Below are 18984 nucleotides of genomic sequence, written 5' to 3'. Positions count from 1 at the left end.
TCTGGCGGCATTCCGCTCAAGGATAACGACTGTATCATGCTTCAAAAGGGAAATTATTGTTTACAATCTGACAAGGCGCTTTCAGGCTCGTTTCATAAGAAGAGCGGTCTGGGAGGATCGGATGAAGCGGCGCGTGTTCGTGGCGGGCAGTCTTGTGGCGGCCGGATTCGGCCCCATGGCAAGGGCTGCGGAGCCCTATCCCTCCAAGCCGGTGCGCTGGGTCGTGCCCTATCCGGCGGGCGCCTTCACCGACGCGGCCGCCCGGGTCATCGGCAAGCGGCTGGGCGAGCGGCTCGGCCAGCAGTTCGTGATCGACAACAAGACCGGCGCGGGCTCCAACATCGGCACCGAGATCGTCGCGAATGCAGCCCCCGACGGCTACACGCTGCTGTTCATCAGCACCGCCAACGTGATCAACACGTCGCTCTACAAGACGCTGCCGTTCGACTTCCGCCGCGACATCCTTCCCGTGGCCGGGCTGGTGCGCATGCCGCAGCTCATCGTGGTCAATCCGGCGGTGCCGGCGAAGACGACGGCCGAGTTCATCGCCTACCTGAAGGCCAATCCGGGCAAGGTGAACATGGCCTCGGCCGGCCTCGGCACGGGCAACCACCTGGCCGGCGAGATCTTCCAGTCGATGACCGGCACCAAGATGACCCACGTGCCCTATCGCGGCACCGCGCCGGCCATGGCCGACCTGATCGCGGGCCAGGTCCAGGTGATCTTCGACAATGTCGCGACCTCGCTGGAGCACATCCGCGCGGGAAAGATCCGCGCCATCGCGACCACGACCAAGGAGCGGCTGCCGCTGCTGCCGGACGTGCCGCCGGTGGCCGACACCGTGCCGGGCTACGAGGCGATCTCCTTCTACGGCGTCGGCGTTCCCAGGGGCACGCCGCCGGAAATCGTCGACAGGCTCAACCGCGAGATCAACCTCGCGCTGGCCGATCCCGAGATCGAGCGCTTCTTCCTGGCGCTGGGCACCCTGATGGCGGCCGGCAGCCCGGCCGATTTCGGGCGGCTGATGGACACCGAGGGCGCCAAATGGGCCAAGGCGGTGAAGGAGACGGGCGCCACCTTGGAATAGCCCCAAAGCGGGGCCTCAATTAGACTGCAGCGGGCATCCTGCGACGGCCCCGGGCGTTCTCACGCCTGCCGGCGTTCACGAGGAAACGGCCAATGCAGAGGCGTACCAAGATCCGGATCGGAGCAGCCGTCGTGGCGTTTTTCGCCCTGATCGCGCTCGTCGGCCTGGCCGCGCCCACGCTCCTGAACGTCGAACAGTACAAGCCGGCCATGATCGCCGCCGTGAAGGAGGCGACGGGCCGCGAGCTGGTGATCGAAGGCCCGCTGAAGCTCACCTTCTTCCCGACGCCGCGCATCAGCGCGCGGCAGGTCCATTTCGCCAACGCCGTGGGCGCCAAGGGCGCGCAGATGGTCGACGTGCGCTGGATCGGCGTCTCGCCCTCGCTGGGTGCACTGCTGCGCGGCAAGATCGAGGTCGGCCGGCTGACGCTCTTCAGGCCGAACATCGTTCTCGAGACCGATGCCGACGGCGTGCCGAACTGGGAGTTCAATCCCGGCGCCGGGGCGGCGCAGCCGGATGGCGCACCGAGCAGCGGCCTTCATCTCGCCATCGGCACCCTCAAGATCCGCGAGGGCACGCTCAGCTACACCAATCCCAAGACCAACCAGACGCTGAAGGCCGAGAACGTCGAACTGCTGGCGTCGGTCGGGTCCTTCCAGGGCCCGTTCAGCCTCGACGGCACCGCGACGGTGAACGGCGTGCCGCTGTCGCTGGTGGCGGCCGTCGGCGCGCCGACGGACAAGGGCAACGACATGTCCTTCAAGCTCAACGTGCGGAGCGGCACGTTGAATTTCGACGGGCATGTCAGCCGCATCGCCGTCGATGCCGATGTGAAGGGCAAGGTCGCCCTCACGACCGGCGGGCTGACGGATTTCATGAGCAGCCTGGTGCGGGCCGGCGGTCAGGAACCGCCAGTCTTCGACGCCTCGGTCATCGGCAATGTCGCGTTCGACGGGAACATCGACCTGACGGCCGAGAAGCTGGCGCTCACCGATTTCAAGCTGTCGATCGGCAGTGAAAGCGTATCGGGCAGCGTGACCCTGATCAGCGGCGAGAAGCCGTCGCTCGAAAGCCACCTCTCGCTACCCAAGCTCGATGCCGAGAAGTGGATCGCGCTCTTCTCCAATCCGGAGGTCTTCCGGCCGAAGCCTGTCGCCGCGGCAAAACCCGCGGCGCCCGCTGCAACGCCTGTGACACCTGCTGCGCCGACCGCCCCTGCTGCTCCCGCTGCGCCGGCCGGTACAGCCAAGCCGCCGGCTGCCGCCACAGCCGCGCCTGCAGCACCAGCCAAGCCGGCTGCCGCTCCAGCAAAGCCGGCTGCGCCCGCAACGGCCGCCGCCAAGCCACCGGCGACGACGGCTCCCGCGGCGACGGCACCGGCGTCACTGTCGCCATTCCCGCCGGCCTTCACGGTCCTGCTGTCGATCGAGGCGGAGGAAGTCCTCTATCGCAAGGGCGTGGTGCGCGATGTGGCGCTCGCCGTCGAGATCAAGAACGGCGTGATCGCCGTGCCGCGGCTCAGCGCGACCTTGCCGGGCGACATGGTCGTGAAGGCAAACGCCGCCGCGGCAGCACCCGTGGCGCCAGCGGCGGGCGCCAAGCCGGCCGCCAATCCTGTCCAGTCGGCCGGTGAGTTCAGCCTCGTCGGACCGCGGCTGCGCGAGACCCTGGCCTGGGCCGGGATCGACACGTCGGGCATACCCGCCGACAAGCTCCGCGCGGTGTCGGTCAAGGGCAAGGTCGCGGCGACCGCCAACAGCCTGCAGATCTCCGATCTCGCGATGGATCTCGACAGCCAGCCCGCGACCGGCAGCGGCAGCATCACCTTCGCCGTGCCGCTCACCGTGGCGACGTCGGTGACGCTCGATCGCTTCGATCTCGATTCCTACATGCCCAAGCCGAAAGAGCCGTCGCCGCTGTCGGCCATCGTGCCGGCTTCCGTGACGACGGCGCCGGCCCCGGCGGCGGCCGCACCAGCCGCGCCGACTCCCGCCGCCGCGACCGTGCCCGACAAGACGCTGCCTGTGCTCGGCCTCAAGGCCAAGGTCGCCAAGCTTCTGTTCCGCGGCGAGACGCTGAACGGCATCGAGGCCGATCTTGCCGTGCAAGGCAATTTGCTGAAGGTGAACGGCCTCAAGCTCGCCGACGTGCTGGGCGCCAAGTTCGACTTCAAGGGCCAGGTCGCCGACTTCGGCACGGTGCCGCGCTTCGACGTCACCTTCAACGCGAACATGCCGGACACCGACAAGCTGCTGGTCTATGCCGGCCTGCCGAAGTTCCTCAATGGCAAGCTCGGCGCCTCGACCGCGGGCGGCAGCGTTGCCGGCACGATGGAGGCGCTCACCCTGCGCAACGCCTCGGTCACCGCGGCCGGCGCCACCGCGCATGCCACGGGTTCGCTGGTGCTGGGCGACAAGTTCTCCTTCGATCTGTCGAACTTCAGCGTGCAGACCCAGGATGCGAGCAAGCTGGTGTCGGTCGCGACGGGCCGCTCGCAGGCCGGCCTCGGTGGGCTCGCGGCCGAAGGCGCGTTCAAGGGTAACGACCAGCGCGCCTCGTTCGACGGCAGCCTGACGGCGATGGGCACGCAGATGAACGGTCGCATCGACGCGACCCTGGGTCAGCGGCCCAACTTCAATGCCAACCTGCGTATTCCCGGCACGCTCGACCTCGACGACTGGCTCGGCGTCACCGACGGACCGGCACAGGCCGTTCCCACGCCGGCGATACCGGCCGCTCCCGGCGGGGCGAATGCCGAGTCCGTGCCGCTGCCCAGCAAGGGTCCGCGCGCGGCGGCGCCCAAGCAGATCGATCTCTCGGGCCTGCGCGCCTTCGACGCCACCCTGAATCTCGAGACCAGCGCGATCGAGTTCGGGTCGCTCAAGGTGACGTACGCCGACATGGACGCGACCCTGCGCAACGGCGTGTTCAAGGTGTCGAAACTGACAGGGCAGTTCTACAGCGGCGCCGTCGACTTCGGCGGCACCGTCGATGCGTCGAAGGACACGATGACGGTCGACGTCGCCGGCACCCTGCAGGGCATCTATCTCGGCGAGATGCTGCGTGGCGCGGCGGGCCAGAACGTCTTCGGCAACGAGCACCTGATGGTGGCGGTCGACGGCAAGATCAACGTCATGAAGATCGCGTTGCAGGGACAGGGCAACTCGCCCGAGCAGATCCGCAATTCGCTGACGGGGCAGGGTCACCTGTCCGGCGTACTCTATCCGTCGGTCGCCAAGGGCTCGCTGGGCTTCGCCTCGTTCGCGACCGGCGTCGGCAGCATCTTCAGCACCGAGATGGGCTTCGGCTCGGCGGTGATCTCGGGCTTCATCAATGCGCAGAGCACGATCGAGGGCGACATCACGCTCTCCAATGGCGAGATCAACCTGCAGAACCATGCGGTCACCGGACCGAACGCGACGGCGCGCATCAACAGCCGCACCAGCCTGACCAACGCGACGACCGAGACGACCATCGCGCTCGACGCGGGTTCGAACGGTGCGACCGATTATGTGATGACGGTGAGCGGGCCCGTTGCGTCGCCGACGATGAGCATTCAGGGGAAGTAGGCGAATACGCCGTCGTCTCGACCGAAGCGCCGAAGGCGCGTAGCGGAGAGACCTTCTCTCCACCAAAAGCCGTCTAATCGTCGAGAGAAGGTCTCTCCGCTACGCCTCGCTGCGCGAGGCTTCGGTCGAGACGACGGGATTTTTGTCTAAGCCGCCTGGTTCTTCAGGATTTCCCACGCCCGGCGGAAGGTCTGCGCCATCTCTTCGGCGGGCACGGCGCCCGAGAAGAGCACATGGCCCTGCAGCGCGAAGCTCGGGACGCCCTGAATGCCGGCGTTGCGCGCCATCTGGTCGCCGGCCAGCACTTCGCGGCGGCCCTCGTCGCTCATCAGCATCGCCAGCGCTTCGGCGCGGTCGAGACCGGCTATGCCCGCGATGTCGGCGAGGATCTTGGAATCGCCCACGTCGGCGCCCTTGCAGAAGTAGCTCTCGAACAGCTCCTCGACGAGCGCGTCCTGCTGGCCGCGCTGGCCCGCGAAACGGATCAGGCGATGGGCGTTCACGGTGTTGGGCGTGCGCACGATGCGATCGAGATGGAATTCGAGGCCGACGGTTGCCGCGGTCTCGGTGATGCGCTCGTCCATCTGTTTGGAGCGTTCAAGGCTGCCGAACTTGGAGATGCGATAGCTCGTGCGCTCGACGCCTTCGGCCGGCATGTCGGGGTTGAGCTGGAAGGGGTGCCAGGCGACGGCGACCCGGCAATGCTGTGTGGCGAGGAGATCGAGGGCGCGTTCGAGCTGGCGCTTGCCGATGTAGCACCAGGGGCAGATCACGTCGGAGATGACGTCGATACGGCCGGTCGGTTGGACCTGGTCCATGGCTTTGTTTCCTTCCCTATTGCCTGGAAGCGTATACCTGCAGGCAATATCCGGCAACGAGAGGACCCAAGGACCATGCCGAAATATCGCTCCGCCCTGATCGTCGGGACCGGCCCCGGCCTCAGCGCCTCGCTCGCCCGCCTGTTTGCCCGCAACGGCCTGTCGGTTGCACTGGCGGCCCGCCAGACGGCCAAGCTCGCTGCACTTGCGAAGGAGACCGGCGCGTCGGTCCATGCCTGCAACGCCGCCGATCAGAAGGACGTCGCGGCCCTGTTCGAGGCCTTGGACGCCGCCGGTCGCACACCGGATGTCGTGGTCTACAACGCCAGCAACCGGGTGCGCGGCGCGCTGGTCGATCTGCCGCCGGACGACGTGAAGCGCGCCATCGAGATCAGCGCCTTCGGTGCGTTCCTGGTCTCGCAGCAGGCGGTGAAGCGCATGCTGCCCAAGGGCGAAGGTGCCGTGCTGCTGTCGGGCGCGACGGCGGGTGTAAAGGGCTTCGCGCTCTCGGCCACCTTCGCGATGGGCAAGTTCGCGCTGCGTGGCCTTGCGCAATCGATGGCGCGCGAGCTCTCGCCCAAGGGCATCCACGTCGCCCATTTCGTGATCGACGGCGGCATCCGCAGCGAGGCGCGCCCCGTGCCCGACGACAAGCCCGACAGCCTGCTCGATCCTGACGCCATCGCCGAGACCTACTGGCACGTGCTCCACCAGCACCGCAGCGCCTGGAGCTGGGAGGTCGAGGTGCGGCCGTGGGTCGAGAAGTTCTAGGATCAATTTCCTCCCCATTCAGATGGGGAGGTGGCGGCGTCTTCGCCGATGGAGGGGTCATGGCTTTGCGACGCCCATGACCCCATCGCCCCGTATGACGGGGCACTTCCCCATTTGAATGGGGAAGGGAAATGATGCCGAACTCTAAAGCGCTTCCTCGAGCATCAGCCTTGCCGCGTGCAGGTCGTCGAACACGTGCAGGCACTTCGCGCGGACCTCGGGCAGCGGCGGCAGGATGTCGGGGACCATGAAGGCCATCGTGCCGGCGGCGTGCGCGGCGGTGAGGCCGACGTTGGAATCCTCGAAGGCGATGCAGCGTTCGGGTGACACGCCGAGGCGACGCGCGGCTTCAAGGTAGACGTCGGGCGCGGGCTTGGCGTTCACGACATCGTCGCGTGTGGCGACGGCGCTAAAGCGGTCGATCAGGCCGGCGCGGGTGAGGTGACGATCTGCGGTGATCCGGCCGGAGCCGGTGGCGACGGCGAGACGGAGGCCGCGCGCCGCGAGGAAGTCGAGCATCTCCACGACGCCGGGCTTCACCGGCAGGTGGGTCTCAAGACGCCGCTTGGCGTGGCCCGAGAAGCGCTCGCGGAAGCGGTCGATGCTGAAGCCGGACCCATAGAAATTCTGGATCATGACGTCGCACTCGCGCCCCGATATGCCGATCATCGAATGGCAGAATTCGAGCGACATCTCGACCTCGAGATCGCGGGCGGCATCCTGCAAAGCGTCGATGTAGACGGCCTCGGTGTCGATCAGCAGACCGTCCATGTCAAAAAGAACGGCTTCAACGGGTTTCCTCAGCATGCTTTCGTTCTAAGCTGTGCGCCGCAGAGAGCAAGGGAGAGAAAAATTCATGCGCATCCATAATCTGTATGTCGACGACAAGGGTGAAACCCATTTCCGCGACATCGAAGTCGAGTGGAAGAACGAAGGCCCGGGCGGCAAGACCTCGGCCACGCTGCCGGCCACCGGCATCATCTTCCGTTCGACGCCCGGCACCTACGACTACGACTGGCACCCCGCGCCGCGCCGCCAGTACATCATCAATCTCGATGCCGGTGTCTCGATCTCGGCCAGCGACGGCGAAACGCGCGTCATCGCCGCCGGCGAAGTGATCCTGGTCGAAGACACGCACGGCAAGGGCCATTGCTCCAAGGCCATCGAAGGCAAGCTCCGCCACTCGATCTTCGTTCCCATCGAATAGTCGTGGCGGGAAGCGCGTCCCAGGAATGGCGCGCTTCCTGCTCCGGCTCCCACTTCCAACGCGTAGAGGCATCCATGAACGTCCAGGCTCCCGTCGATCCCACCAACGACCTCGTCGAGCAGGCGCGCCGCGTGCTGCCGGGCGGCACCTTCGGCAACATGCCGGCCGAGGTGATCCTCAAGGAGGGCAAGGGCGGCCGGATCTATGACGAGGCCGGCAAGGAATATGTCGACTTCCTGCTGGGCTCCGGCCCGATGTTCATCGGACATGCCCATCCCGCCGTCACGGCGGCGGTGCAGGAGCAGGTTCCGCTCGGCACGACCTTCTTCGGCAATAACCGCCACGGCATCGCGCTCGCCGAGGCGATCGTCGACGCGGTGCCCTGCGCCGAGCAGGTCCGCTTCGTCTGCTCCGGCACCGAGGCCGATCTCTACGCGATGCGCGCCGCGCGCGCCTTCCGCAAGCGCGACAAGATCCTGAAGTTCGAGGGCGGCTATCACGGCATGAGCGACTATGCGCTGGTGTCGCTGGCGCCCAAGGCTCCCGGCAATTTCCCGCGCGGCTCGATCGATTCGGCCGGCATTCCGAAGTCGGTGGCCGACGAGATGGTGGTCGCGGCCTTCAACGACATCGATATGGTCAGAAGCCTGATCGAGGAGCAGAAGGACGAGCTGGCCGGCGTCATCGTCGAGCCGTTTCAGCGACTGATCCCGCCCAAGCCCGGCTTCCTGCAGGCGCTTCGCGAGGTGACGGCCGAGCACGGCATCCCGCTGATCTTCGACGAGGTCGTGACCGGCTTCCGCTTCGCTTATGGCGGCGCCCAGGAATATTACGGCGTCACGCCCGACCTCTGCACCCTGGGCAAGATCGTGGGCGGCGGCTTCGCGTTGGCGGCCATCGCCGGCCGCGCCGACATCATGAAGCACTTCGATCGTCTGGCGATGACCGACGACGACTTCATCTTCCAGGTCGGCACGCTCTCGGGCAATCCCGTCGCGGCGGTCGCGGGCCTCGCCACGCTCGAGGTGCTGAAGCAGCCCGGCACTTACGAAAAGGTCTTCGCCAACGGCCGCAAGCTGATGGACACGCTCTCGGAGCTCCTGAAGAAGCACGGTTTCAAGGCGCAGGTGATCGGCGAGCCGCCGCTGTTCGACATCATTTTCACCGACCAGCCGATCAAGGACTATCGCGACACCCTGAAGGCCGACACCGCGATCCTGAAGCGCTTCAACCAGGCGCTGCGCGCCCGCGGCATCATGAAGGGCGACAGCAAGTACTATGTCAGCGTGGCGCACACCCAGGCCGACATCGATCACACGATCGGTGCGTGGGAGGAGGCGCTGAAGGAGATCAAGTGAGCAAAGCGCGACCGACGACGAAGGCGAGCGCGGCCCCTGCCGCGATCGCCTCGGGCCAATGCCTCTGCGGCGCGGTGGAGGTCGAGATCGAGATCCCGGCCCGCTGGGCCTGGCACGATCATTCCGCCGCGACGCGTCGCGCCCATGGCGCCGCCTATGCCACCTATCTCGGGAGCTGGCGGCGCCGGTTTCGCGTGACCGAAGGCGCCGACCGCCTCACGCGCTTCAAGGACGAGAAGACAGGAACGACGCGCAGCTTCTGCGCCACCTGCGGCACGCCGATCCTCTACGAGCGGGCGCGCTCGGCGCACATGGTCAACGTGCCGCGCGCGCTATTCGCCGGCCGCACCGGTCGCGAGCCGCGCTATCACGTGGCCATCGGCGAATTGCAGGACTGGACCTATCGGGGCGAGAAACTCGTTCCCCTGAAGGGCTTCCCCGGCATCGTGTGGGAGCGCCCGATCCGGAAGGTCAGGGCCTCGCGCTGAGCAGGTTGCCGAGGATCAGGCCGAGCGCCAGATCGTCCTCGGCGCCGAAACTGTGCCGCGCGATGCGGCCCTCGCGATCCACGATCACCGTCGAGGGCGTGCCCCTGAAACCGTAGGCCGCCATGGTTTGCGGGATCGGTCCCTCGGTCGCGGCGCGATCGACGGCGACCGGGAAGGTGATCTTGTATTCGTGCAGGAAGGCTTCGAGCGACACAGGTGTCATCGCCGCGTGATGCTCGAACACGGTGTGGAGGCCCAGCACCACCAGCCCGTCGATCGACTTCGCGATCTCGTTCAGCTTGCGCGCCTGCGGGATCGCGGTGGAGACGCAGCCGGGGCACAGCATCTGGAAGGCATGCAGAACGACGATCCGGCCGCGCAGGCTTTCGAGCGTGAGCGACTGGTCGGTGTTGAACCAGCGCTCGACGAGGAGCGGTGGGGCGAGGGGGCGTGTGGGGTCGGTCATTTGCTTTCTCGCCCTTCAACAAAAGACCTCACCCTGAGGAGCACTGCGTAGCAGTGCGTCTCGAAGGGTGGGCACGCGCACCTCGTTCGTTGCCCATCCTTCGAGACGCACGCCTTCGGCGCGCTCCTCAGGATGAGGATGTGCGTGGAAAAGCTCTACGGACTATCCAGCCCCTTAGACTTCAGGATCTTCCCGTTCTCCGGATTGGCCAGCGCCAGCAACAGCGCGTCGGCGGCGGCGCGGTTGCCCGAGCCCAGCGCCACGCCGCCGGAATAGATCGTGTAGTTCTGCACCATCAGCGGGATCGGGCCGACGAACTGCACGCCCGGCACGCCCATCAGCTCGCTGCTCTGCTGGAGCGCGATGTCGGCCTTGCCGTCGACGATGCGGTCGGCGACCAGGCCGCCCTGGACCAGCACGGTCTTGGACTTGAGCTGGTCGGCGATGCCCATCTGCTGGAAGAGCTGGGCGAGGTAGATGCCGCTCGAGCCGCCGGCCGCCGGATCGATGTAGGCGATGGAACGAGCCGCCAGCAGCGCCTTCTTGAAGCCGTCGACCTCGGAGATGTCGGGCACCGGGGCGCCTTGCTTGATGGCCATGCCGACGCCGGCGCGGGCCAGTTCCTTGGCGCTGCTTTCGTCGACGCGGGTTGTCAGCAGCGGCGCCATCGCAATCGGCGGGATCACCACCACGTCGAAATACTCGCCGCCGGCGACCCGCTTCTGCAGCGCGCCGGCGGTGCCGGTGTCGATCGTGACCTTGTGGCCGGTCTTCTTCTCGAAGTCGGCGACGATCTCGACCGCGGCCGACTTGTAGGCGCCGGCGGTCAGCAGCTTGAGGTCGGCGGCCGAGGCACTGCCGGCGGCGAGGGCGAACAGAAGGACGAGCAGGACGCGCATGATTTCCTCAGGCTGGCGTGCCCATGACGTAGGGCTTCAGCGCAGCATACATCAGCGCGTGTGTCGGTGTCGGGACATTATGCTTCCTGCCCAGTTCCACGACCTTGCCCGACAGCCAGGGCAGCTCGATCCGGTTGCCGCGCAACAGGTCGACCGCCATGGAAGCCATGAGATGGGGAGGGGCATTGCGGTTGAAGTTGAAGGTCCGTTCGACGATGTCGCCGGGCAGGGCGACGCCGAGCGCCCGGCCGACCGCGGCCACTTCCTCGTAGGCAGCGCCGAACATCGCGTTGACGTCGGCATCGTCGCGCAGTTTGCCGACCGGCAGGCGGGTCAGCGCCATGACGCCGGCATTGGAGGCCAGCAGCACGAACTTGATCCAGAGGTCGGTCATGATGGCTTCGCTCAGCACACCGTCGATGCCGGCTTTCTTGCACATTTCCAGGAAGGCGACCGCGCGCGGGCTGCGGCTGCCGTCGGGCTCGCCGAACACCATGCGCATGACGGTGCCGGTCTGGCGGATCAGGCCGGGCTCGGCGATGGTGGCGCTGATGTTGGCCACGCCCGGCATGACGGCGCGGGCGCCCAGGATCGGGATCAGCCGCTCGTGGGCGTCGACGCCGTTCTGGAGCGTGATGACTGCAGTGTCGGGCCCCACCATCGGCTTGATCGCCGCGCCGGCGCTCTCGACGTCCCACAGTTTCACGCAGAACAGGACATAGTCGACTGGGCCGACCTCGGCCGGGTTTTCCGTGCCCTTGGTCGGCTGAAGATGGGTGTTGCCGCGAGGGCTCTCGACGCGCAAGCCCTCCTTCTTCATGGCCGCGAGATGCGCGCCGCGCGCGATGAAGGTGACGTCGGCTCCGGCATGCGCCAGCGCCGCGCCGTATCCGCCTCCGACGCCGCCGGCGCCGACAACCGCAATCCGCATCGAACTACCCCTGTTTGGTGATGACGCTGGCGACCAAGGTGCAGGCCGAGACGCCGGTCAATCGCGTCGGTCCGGTGACCTCGAGCCGCAGCGCATGATCCGCCGCCAGCTTCCTTTCGTCGCCCTGCACGGCAATCGTCGAGTCTCCATGCGGGGTGTAGGCAATGTGCGTGCCGGGCTCGAGGTGCAGGGTATGGCCCTCGTCGAGGATCGCGATGTCGATCTTCACCCGGTCGCGGCGGCCGATCAGGTTCACGACCTCGACCGGTCCGGCCTCCAGCCGGCTCACGATCTGCGTCTCGCCGGTGAAGCGCACAGGATGGAAGGGTTGGCGCACGTCGATCTCGCCCTTCGGCGTCTCCAGCACGAGTCCGCTGCCGGAGACCAGGACCTGCACGCGGTCGAACCCGGTGTAATCGGAAAAGGGGCCCGGCTTCACGATCGGCGTGCGGCCGAACCGCCAGACATCCTCGACGAAGGCGATGTCGACGGTCGTGCCGCCGCCGTTCTTCCACGGTGTGCGGAGGTAGCTGGCGGGATCGAGCAGCGTGATCATGGGACGATTCTTTCTTTGCGGAAGCGCGTCAGCAGGCGTTCGAACATCGCTTCGGTGTCGACCACCTCGTGGAAACCGTGCAGGCGGCTCTTGGTGACGTCGGACATCACGTCCCAGTCGGAGCCGAACACATAGTCGGCGAACGGCCAGGCGACGAGCTGGCCGAAGTCGAACTTCTTCAGCTTGTACTTTTTCGTCATCTCGGCCCACAGCTCGCCCTTGTCGGCCATGTGCTGGGTGAGGCTGATCGTCTGCAGCTCGCCCACCTTCATGTCGAAGACCTGGGCGATGCGTGGCCAGACGTTGCGCCAGCGGAAATAGTCGCCGTTGGTGATGTTGTAGGCCTGGTTGGCAGCGCGCTTTTCGGTGGCGGCCCACAGCGCGGCGCCCGCGAAGTGCGAGGACTCCGTCACCTGATAGATCGTGCCATAGGCACCCGGCTTGCCGGGGAAGCGCAGCGGCAGGCCGAGCTCCTTCGAGATCGCGGCATAGACGGCAATGGCCGGCATGATGCTCATCGCCGTGCCGGGCGCGAAGCCGCACAGGGTCTGGGGCCTGAGTTCCGTCCAGCTCCATGCCTTGCCGCGCTGGAAGCCGGTCAGCCAGTCGATCTGGTCGAAATAGAAATCGGGCGGCATGTGGCGCGGATCGGTCTCGCGCATCGGCGTCTTCAGCGGCCCGAGATGCGTGCCGTAATATTTCGTGCCGGTGACCAGCACGACCCTCTGCAGCTTCTTCGATGCCCTGGCGATGGCGGTGACCGAATTCACCAGCATGTCGCGATTGGGCGCAATCACCGAAGCGTAGCCCGCCGCGTTGCCGGTGCCGGGCTGAAAGGCGGCGTAGAAGATGTGCGTGACGTCGCGCAGATCCTTCAGCTTGTCGGCGACGTCGTCGAGATCGAGCAAGTCGACCGACACGTGGCGATAGCGCGGTCCGTTCTTCTCCGCGCGGCGCGACAGGCCGATCACCTGCCAGTCGCCCTCGGCCACCAGCCGCTCGACGATGTAGCGGCCGATGACGCCAAGCGCGCCGACCACGACGGCTGTCTTTTTGCCTGTGGGCACGATTTCCTCCTGCTGAACGGCCATTCTAGCCATGGGATGGCTCGAATCGCTGGAAAAAATGTCGCCGAACGGCGACATTTACCCGATGCCCGATCGTTCCATCCGCAGCGTCGAGGCGCTGGGCGCCGCCATTCGCAAGCGTCGCCGCAAATTGGGCTGGGACCAGCAATATCTCGCCGATCGGGTGCGCGTGAGCCGGCAATGGATCGTCGAGATCGAAGCCGGCAAGGAGCGCGCCGAGATCGGCCTGCTGCTGAACACGTTGCGCGTGCTGGACCTGCGCATGGATATCCAGCCCGAGGATGCGTTGCCGAAGTCGGCGCTCGACCTCATCGCGGCGCATCGCTTGCGCCGCCACGTCGATCCCGATCTGGACCTGGACCTCGAGTCCGACGCCGCTTCCGAACCGCAACGCCGCCGGCGGAAGTGAACGCCTAGCCCGTCGTCGCGACGATGCCGCTGGCGAGCAGGGACGCGATCTCGCCTTCGGAATAGCCGTGCTCTTCCAGGATCGCGCGACTGTGCTGACCGGGGACCGGGGCTTCGGCGCGCGACGTGCCCGGCGCGGGCGGCAGCATGCCGGGCAGGGCGGGCACCGGCACCTTCTGTGGCACGCCGGCCTGTTCGAGCCAGTGGATCAGGCCGGTTTCCTTCACATGCGGCTGGTCGATGAAGTCGGCGTAGCTGTTCAGCCGCTCGTGCATCAGCTTGGCCTCGGTGAGCTTCCTGCTCCAGTGCGCCGAAGGCTTCGCGGCGATCATCGGTCGGATGATGGCATAGAGTTCGGCTTCGTTGGCGATGCGCGCCGCCGCCGTGGCGAAGCGCTCCTCGTGCGCCAGAGCGGGCACCTCCATCAAGGCGCACAGGCTCTGCCAGTCATTGTCCTTGATGGCGAGGATCGACATCCAGGCGTCGGCCGTCCTGAACACGCCACCGGGAACACCGCCGGGCTTCATCGTGCCGCCTTCGAGATGGCAGGCCATCAGCCGGATCGACTGCAGCGCCGTTGCCGACTGCATCAGGCTGACGTCGATGTAGCGCCCCTTGGTTTCGTCGCGGCGCGCATAAAGCGCGGCGCTGACCGCCTGGAAGGCATAGAGCGCCGTCGACATGTCGACCACGATCACCGGCACGCGATGGGGAATCCCGTCCTCGCCGCGATTCTCCGACATCAGGCCGGTATAGGCCTGCAGTACCGGATCCATCGCCGGCCGCTCGGCCAGCGGTCCCGTCTGGCCGAAGCCCGAGATCGAGACGTAGAGTAGGCGCGGCACCTTGGCCGACACGGCTTCATAGTCGAAGCCCAGTCGCTTGATGACGCCCGGACGAAAGCCTTCGAGGAAGATGTCGGCGTCTTTCAGCAGGCGCCACACGATCTCCTTGCCGGCCTCGCTCTTGAGGTCGACCGAGAGGCTGCGCTTGCCCATGTTGCCGATGATCGAGAAGGCGCTGTGGTGTTCGTAATGAACCCCCAGGATGCGCGCCCAGTCGCCTTCACCGATTCCCTCGACCTTGATCACCTCGGCGCCGTGCTGCGCGAGCAGCATGGCGCAGTAGGGGCCGGCGATGCCCTGGCTCAGGTCGACGACTTTCAGGCCGGCGAAGGGCGCGTCGTAGCTCATGCGAGCTTCACCAGCATCTTGCCGAAGTTCTCGCCACGCAGCAGGCCGATGAAGGCGCGCGGCGCCTTGTCGATGCCCTCGACGATGTCCTCGCGGTACTTGAGCTTGCCGTCGCGGATCCATTCGCCCATCTGGCGCATGGCCGGGCCGTAATGCTGCGCGAAGTCGGTGACGATGAAGCCGCGCGCGTTCACGCGCTTGCCGACGAAGGTGCCGAGCAGGCGCGGTCCCATCGAGGCGCCGGTGGCGTTGTACTGCGAGATCGAGCCGCAGAGCGCGATGCGGCCGAAGAAGTTGATGTTGCGCAGCACCGCGTCGGTGATCTCGCCGCCGACATTGTCGAAATAGACGTCGGGTCCGTTGGGGCAGGCGGCGCGCAGCGCGGCATCGAGGTCCTTCTCGGCCTTGTAGTCGATGCAGGCATCGAAGCCGAGCTCGTCCTTCACGAAGGCGCACTTCTTCGCGCCACCCGCGATGCCGACGGTGCGGCAGCCCATGATCTTCGCGATCTGGCCCACCACCTGGCCGACCGCGCCGGAGGCAGCTGACACGACGACGGTCTCGCCGGGCTTGGGCTGGCCGACATGGAGGAGGCCGAAATAGGCGGTCATGCCCGGCATGCCCAATACGCCGTTGGCGGTCGAGATCGGCGCCAGCGAGGGATCGACCTTGCGCAGCGCCGGGCCGCCGCCGATCGCATATTCCTGCCAGCCGAGACGATCCTCGACGATGTCGCCGACCTTGAAGGCGGGATTCTGCGAGGCCACGACCTCGCCCACGGTGCCGCCGGTCATCACCTCGCCGAGGCCGACGGGCGAGGCATAGGAGGCGGCGTCGCGCATGCGGCCGCGCTGGTAGGGATCGAGTGAAAGATAGTGCACCTTGACCAGCACTTCGCCATGGCGCGGCTCGGGAACGGGCGCCTCTTCGACGCGGAAATCGGATTCGGCCGGCTCGCCGGGCGGACGACGCACGAGAACGACGCGGCGATGAGTCTTGGGGATCGTCATGAGCGGTTGCCTCCGATTGGCTTTGGACCCCACCATAGCGCGGGATTTGCAGGAGCTGCCATGCCGACGATCCGGCGTCTTTCGTTCATCGGACTCGAATATGCCTTCGCACCGGAAAAAGCCTACGGCATGTCGCGCGGTGGCGGTTTTCGTCGCCAGGGCGGGCTGGTCGAGGTCGAGACCGACCAGGGCGTGACGGGCATCGGCGAGGCCTTCGGCAATCCGATGGTCACGCGGGAATATTTCCGCATGCTCGAGCCGATGTTCGTCGGCCGCAGCATCTTCGACTTCGACCATGTCGAGGCGAAGGTGCGCAACGGGATCTATCACCTGGGCGTCGGCAACCAGCTCACCTCGTGCCTCGCCGGCATCAACGTGGCACTTTGGGATGCGATCGCGCGCGGCTTCGGCGTCCGGGTCTGCGACCTGATCGGCGGCTGCGGCGCGACGCGCTTCCCGGCCTATGCCTCGACCGGCTTCTTCTCCAACGATCCCGACCGCCAGCTCGAACACATGATGGCGGAGGTGGTGGCCCATCCCTATGCCGGCACCAAGATCAAGATCGGCCGCGGCATCAAGAGCGACGTGGAGAGGGTGAAGCTCGCGCGCGAAGCGATCGGGCCGGACAAGCTGCTGCTGGTCGACATCAACGGCGCCTACACCGCCGACGTGGCGCTGGAATGTGCGCGGGCGATCGAGCCGTTCGACATCCACTGGATCGAGGAGCCGCTGCCGCCGGGCGATTTCCGTGGCTATGCCGAACTGCGCGCCCGCTCGCCGATCGCGCTGGCGGCCGGCGAGGCCCATCACACGGTCCGCGATTTCCGCGCGCTGATCGACGGGCGCTGCATCGACATCGTGCAGCCTTCCATTCCGGGCGTCGGCGGCATCACAGAGGCCAAGCGCATCGTGGCGCTGGCGCATGCGCAGAACCTCAGGGTCGCGCCGCATGTCTGGGGCGGCGCCGTGGGTCTCGCGACCGCCTGCCACTTCCTCGCGGCGCTGCCGGCGACGCCGCACACCGACCATCCGCCGCATCCCGCGATGCTGGAATACGACATGAGCGACAATCAGCTGCGCACCAAGCTGCTGAAGACGCCGCTCAAGCTGGAGGCGGGGCACGTCCTGCTGCCGGAGGGGCCGGGCCTCGGCATCGAACTGGATAGGGATGCCGTCGAACGCTACCGGGTGTGCTGATGGCGCCGGTGAAGGTCGATCCCGACAAGGTCCATGAGTTCCCGACGGAAGCCAGCTTCCACAAGTGGCTGGGTAAGCATCACGACAAGGAAAGCGAAGTCTGGATCAAGATCCACAAGGTCGGCTCGGGCCTGAAGTCGATCACGCCGAAGGAGGCGATCGACGTCATCCTGTGCTGGGGCTGGATCGACGGAATCCGCAAGGGCTTCGACGACAAGAGCTTCCTGCAGCGCTACACGCCGCGCGGCGCCAAAAGCGTCTGGAGCCAGATCAACGTCGACAACGTCGCCCGCCTGGTCGAGGCCAAGCGCATGACCGCGCACGGGCTGAAACAGGTCGAGGCGGCCAAGGCGGACGGCCGCTGGGATCGCGCCTACCGGACCAAGGGATCGAAGATCCCGGACGATCTCCAGGCCGCCATCGACGCCGAGCCCAAGGCCAAGGCGATGCTGGCGAAGCTCAGCGCCCAGAACCGCTTCGCGCTGGTCTTCCGGACGGAGAACATGAAGACCGAGGTGGGCCGCAAGAAGAAGATCGCGGACTTCGTCCAGATGCTGAAGCGTGGCGAGACCATCTATCCGCAGCGCGCGAAGTAGTACCCTGTTTGCTGGCCGCGGTGTGGCGTGCCAAGATTTGCAATCGGGTTAAGGGCACCTCTGGGGGAAACATAAAATGATCAAGGCCACTCGTCGAAAGATCGCGGCCGTTGCCGCCCTAGCGCTCCTCGGCTTCACGGCCGATGCAACCGCGCAGCAGGTGGTGAAAATCGGCGCCGTCTATCCGCTCAGCGGCAACTCCGCGAGCACCGGCAACTACGCCAAGATGGCGTTCGAGATGGGCGCCGACATCATCAACAACGGCAATGCCGAGCTCGCCAAGGTGATGCCGCTCGCCAAGGGCGGCGGCCTGCCGGGCCTAAAGGGCGCCAAGATCCAGATGGTGATCGCCGACAACCAGGGCACGCCCGCGGCCGGTCAGAACCAGACCCTGCGCCTCATCACCGAGGAGAAGGTGGCGGCGGTCATCTGCTGCTACCAGTCGGGCATCACGCTCACCGCCAGCGCCGTCGCCGAGCGCTACGGCGTGCCGTTCCTCAACGCCGAATCGGTCGCCGCCAACCTGACGGAGCGCGGTTTCAAGTGGTTCTTCCGCACCACGCCGGTCGCCGCCGACTTCGCCAACGCCTATTCGGTGTTCCTCAAGGAGCAGAAGGCCGCCGGCCAGAAGGTGAACTCGATCGCGATCGTCCATGAGAACACCGAGTACGGTAACTCGGTGTCGAGCGTGATCTCCGACACGTTTGCCAAGAACGGCCTCAACGTGACGCAGAAGGTCGCCTATTCGGCCAACTCGACCGACGTGCAGCCGCAGGTGCTGCAGCTCAAGGAGAAGAACCCCGACGTCGTGATCTTCATCTCCTACACATCGGACGCGATCCTCTACGCCAAGACGATGAAGGAGCTGAACTGGAAGCCGGCGATCCTGATTGCCGACGATGGCGGCTTCAACGACCCGGCCTTCGTGAAGGCGATGGGCTCGGTCACCGAAGGGCTGATCAGCCGCTCGGTCTTCGCTTCGGGCAAGCCCGGCAGCGTCGCGGCCATCCTCGACGACCTCTACAAGAAGAAGACGGGCGGCGACGGACTCGACGACGTGTCGGCGCGCGTGCTGCAGGCCTTCTTCGTGATGGCCGAGGCGATCAACAATGCCGGTTCGACCGATCCGGCCAAGATCCGCGACGCGCTCCGCGCCGTCGAGATGAAGCCCGAGCAGCTCGTCGCCGGCTATGACGGCGTGAAGTTCGACGACAAGGGCCAGAACATCCAGGCCTCGACCTTGATCACCCAGATGCGCAACGGCAATTACGTTTCGGTGTGGCCGAAGTCGCGCGCCACGGCCGATCTGATCCTGCCCTACAAGGGCTGGTAAGCAGCGACC

19 protein-coding genes are annotated in these 18984 nt (G+C 66.4%); 10 read left to right on the top strand and 9 right to left on the bottom strand.

From position 1 onward, the window contains the following. Nucleotides 1-121 precede the first annotated feature (121 nt). Complete coding sequence (locus tag AC1RP5_RS27415; RefSeq protein WP_493115975.1) at nucleotides 122-1087, top strand: Bug family tripartite tricarboxylate transporter substrate binding protein; 966 nt, start codon at nucleotides 122-124, stop codon at nucleotides 1085-1087. A gap of 92 nt (nucleotides 1088-1179) precedes the next feature. After that, nucleotides 1180-4656: an AsmA family protein gene (locus tag AC1RP5_RS27410; RefSeq protein ID WP_493115974.1), complete on the top strand. Its 3477-nt coding sequence runs from the start codon at nucleotides 1180-1182 to the stop codon at nucleotides 4654-4656. Nucleotides 4657-4802: 146 nt separating this feature from the next. Here AC1RP5_RS27410 and AC1RP5_RS27405 read toward each other — a convergent pair whose 3' ends face one another. Continuing rightward, nucleotides 4803-5474 carry a DsbA family oxidoreductase gene (locus AC1RP5_RS27405; protein ID WP_493115973.1) on the bottom strand — a complete coding sequence of 224 codons (672 nt, stop codon included), beginning with the start codon at nucleotides 5472-5474 and terminating at the stop codon, nucleotides 4803-4805. Between the two features lie 75 nt (nucleotides 5475-5549). On the opposite strand from AC1RP5_RS27405, the gene AC1RP5_RS27400 reads away from it, so the two are divergent. Continuing rightward, on the top strand, nucleotides 5550-6245 hold the full coding sequence (locus AC1RP5_RS27400) for an SDR family oxidoreductase (protein ID WP_493115972.1): 696 nt from the start codon (nucleotides 5550-5552) through the stop codon (nucleotides 6243-6245). 144 nt (nucleotides 6246-6389) lie between these two features. Here AC1RP5_RS27400 and AC1RP5_RS27395 read toward each other — a convergent pair whose 3' ends face one another. Next, nucleotides 6390-7052, bottom strand: coding sequence for an HAD family hydrolase (locus AC1RP5_RS27395; protein ID WP_493115971.1), 663 nt, complete (start codon nucleotides 7050-7052; stop codon nucleotides 6390-6392). Between the two features lie 49 nt (nucleotides 7053-7101). Between AC1RP5_RS27395 and AC1RP5_RS27390 the strand changes: the two genes are divergently transcribed. The 3 genes from AC1RP5_RS27390 (at nucleotide 7102) to AC1RP5_RS27380 (ending at nucleotide 9298) form a co-directional block, all read left to right on the top strand. Next, the gene (locus tag AC1RP5_RS27390; protein WP_493115970.1) at nucleotides 7102-7452 is read left to right on the top strand and encodes a cupin domain-containing protein; all 351 of its coding nucleotides are present in this window, start codon (nucleotides 7102-7104) and stop codon (nucleotides 7450-7452) included. A 74-nt stretch (nucleotides 7453-7526) separates the two neighbouring features. Next, nucleotides 7527-8810, top strand: a complete 1284-nt coding sequence (locus AC1RP5_RS27385; RefSeq protein ID WP_493115969.1) for an aspartate aminotransferase family protein — start codon at nucleotides 7527-7529, stop codon at nucleotides 8808-8810. Next, complete coding sequence (locus AC1RP5_RS27380; protein ID WP_493115968.1) at nucleotides 8807-9298, top strand: GFA family protein; 492 nt, start codon at nucleotides 8807-8809, stop codon at nucleotides 9296-9298. Before AC1RP5_RS27385 ends, AC1RP5_RS27380 begins: the two co-directional genes overlap by 4 nt. On the opposite strand, the gene AC1RP5_RS27375 is transcribed toward AC1RP5_RS27380, so the two are convergent. From AC1RP5_RS27375 to AC1RP5_RS27355, 5 genes are all read right to left on the bottom strand, one after another. Next, on the bottom strand, nucleotides 9282-9764 hold the full coding sequence (locus AC1RP5_RS27375) for a redoxin domain-containing protein (RefSeq protein WP_493115967.1): 483 nt from the start codon (nucleotides 9762-9764) through the stop codon (nucleotides 9282-9284). The genes AC1RP5_RS27380 and AC1RP5_RS27375 overlap by 17 nt on opposite strands. Nucleotides 9765-9919: 155 nt before the next feature. Further along, a complete protein-coding gene (locus AC1RP5_RS27370) occupies nucleotides 9920-10663 on the bottom strand; it encodes a substrate-binding domain-containing protein (protein WP_493115966.1) in 744 nt (247 codons plus the stop codon). 7 nt (nucleotides 10664-10670) lie between these two features. Then, nucleotides 10671-11594: a 2-dehydropantoate 2-reductase gene (locus tag AC1RP5_RS27365; protein WP_493115965.1), complete on the bottom strand. Its 924-nt coding sequence runs from the start codon at nucleotides 11592-11594 to the stop codon at nucleotides 10671-10673. Nucleotides 11595-11598: 4 nt separating this feature from the next. Continuing rightward, the gene (locus AC1RP5_RS27360; protein WP_493115964.1) at nucleotides 11599-12150 is read right to left on the bottom strand and encodes a HutD/Ves family protein; all 552 of its coding nucleotides are present in this window, start codon (nucleotides 12148-12150) and stop codon (nucleotides 11599-11601) included. Continuing rightward, nucleotides 12147-13217 carry an SDR family oxidoreductase gene (locus AC1RP5_RS27355; protein ID WP_493115963.1) on the bottom strand — a complete coding sequence of 357 codons (1071 nt, stop codon included), beginning with the start codon at nucleotides 13215-13217 and terminating at the stop codon, nucleotides 12147-12149. Before AC1RP5_RS27355 ends, AC1RP5_RS27360 begins: the two co-directional genes overlap by 4 nt. Nucleotides 13218-13302: 85 nt before the next feature. Here AC1RP5_RS27355 and AC1RP5_RS27350 point away from each other — a divergent pair, with 85 nt between their 5' ends. Continuing rightward, nucleotides 13303-13647 (top strand): helix-turn-helix domain-containing protein, encoded by a 345-nt coding sequence (locus tag AC1RP5_RS27350; RefSeq protein WP_493115962.1) that lies wholly within the window; start codon nucleotides 13303-13305, stop codon nucleotides 13645-13647. 4 nt (nucleotides 13648-13651) lie between these two features. On the opposite strand, the gene AC1RP5_RS27345 is transcribed toward AC1RP5_RS27350, so the two are convergent. Together AC1RP5_RS27345 and curA are read right to left on the bottom strand one after the other, a co-directional pair. Then, nucleotides 13652-14839: a CaiB/BaiF CoA transferase family protein gene (locus tag AC1RP5_RS27345; protein WP_493115961.1), complete on the bottom strand. Its 1188-nt coding sequence runs from the start codon at nucleotides 14837-14839 to the stop codon at nucleotides 13652-13654. Continuing rightward, a complete protein-coding gene (gene curA, locus AC1RP5_RS27340) occupies nucleotides 14836-15849 on the bottom strand; it encodes an NADPH-dependent curcumin/dihydrocurcumin reductase (RefSeq protein ID WP_493115960.1) in 1014 nt (337 codons plus the stop codon). Before curA ends, AC1RP5_RS27345 begins: the two co-directional genes overlap by 4 nt. A 60-nt stretch (nucleotides 15850-15909) precedes the next feature. Between curA and AC1RP5_RS27335 the strand changes: the two genes are divergently transcribed. From AC1RP5_RS27335 to AC1RP5_RS27325, 3 genes are all read left to right on the top strand, one after another. Next, the gene (locus AC1RP5_RS27335; protein WP_493115959.1) at nucleotides 15910-17046 is read left to right on the top strand and encodes a mandelate racemase/muconate lactonizing enzyme family protein; all 1137 of its coding nucleotides are present in this window, start codon (nucleotides 15910-15912) and stop codon (nucleotides 17044-17046) included. Next, nucleotides 17046-17642 (top strand): YdeI/OmpD-associated family protein, encoded by a 597-nt coding sequence (locus AC1RP5_RS27330; protein ID WP_493115958.1) that lies wholly within the window; start codon nucleotides 17046-17048, stop codon nucleotides 17640-17642. Before AC1RP5_RS27335 ends, AC1RP5_RS27330 begins: the two co-directional genes overlap by 1 nt. 76 nt (nucleotides 17643-17718) lie before the next feature. Further along, nucleotides 17719-18975, top strand: coding sequence for an ABC transporter substrate-binding protein (locus AC1RP5_RS27325; protein WP_493115957.1), 1257 nt, complete (start codon nucleotides 17719-17721; stop codon nucleotides 18973-18975). Nucleotides 18976-18984 lie beyond the last annotated feature (9 nt).

This window comes from Reyranella sp. GW821-FHT12G01, from assembly GCF_058806575.1.
Note: the sequence above shows the minus strand (reverse complement) of the source record. Positions and strands in the feature narration are given on the sequence as shown.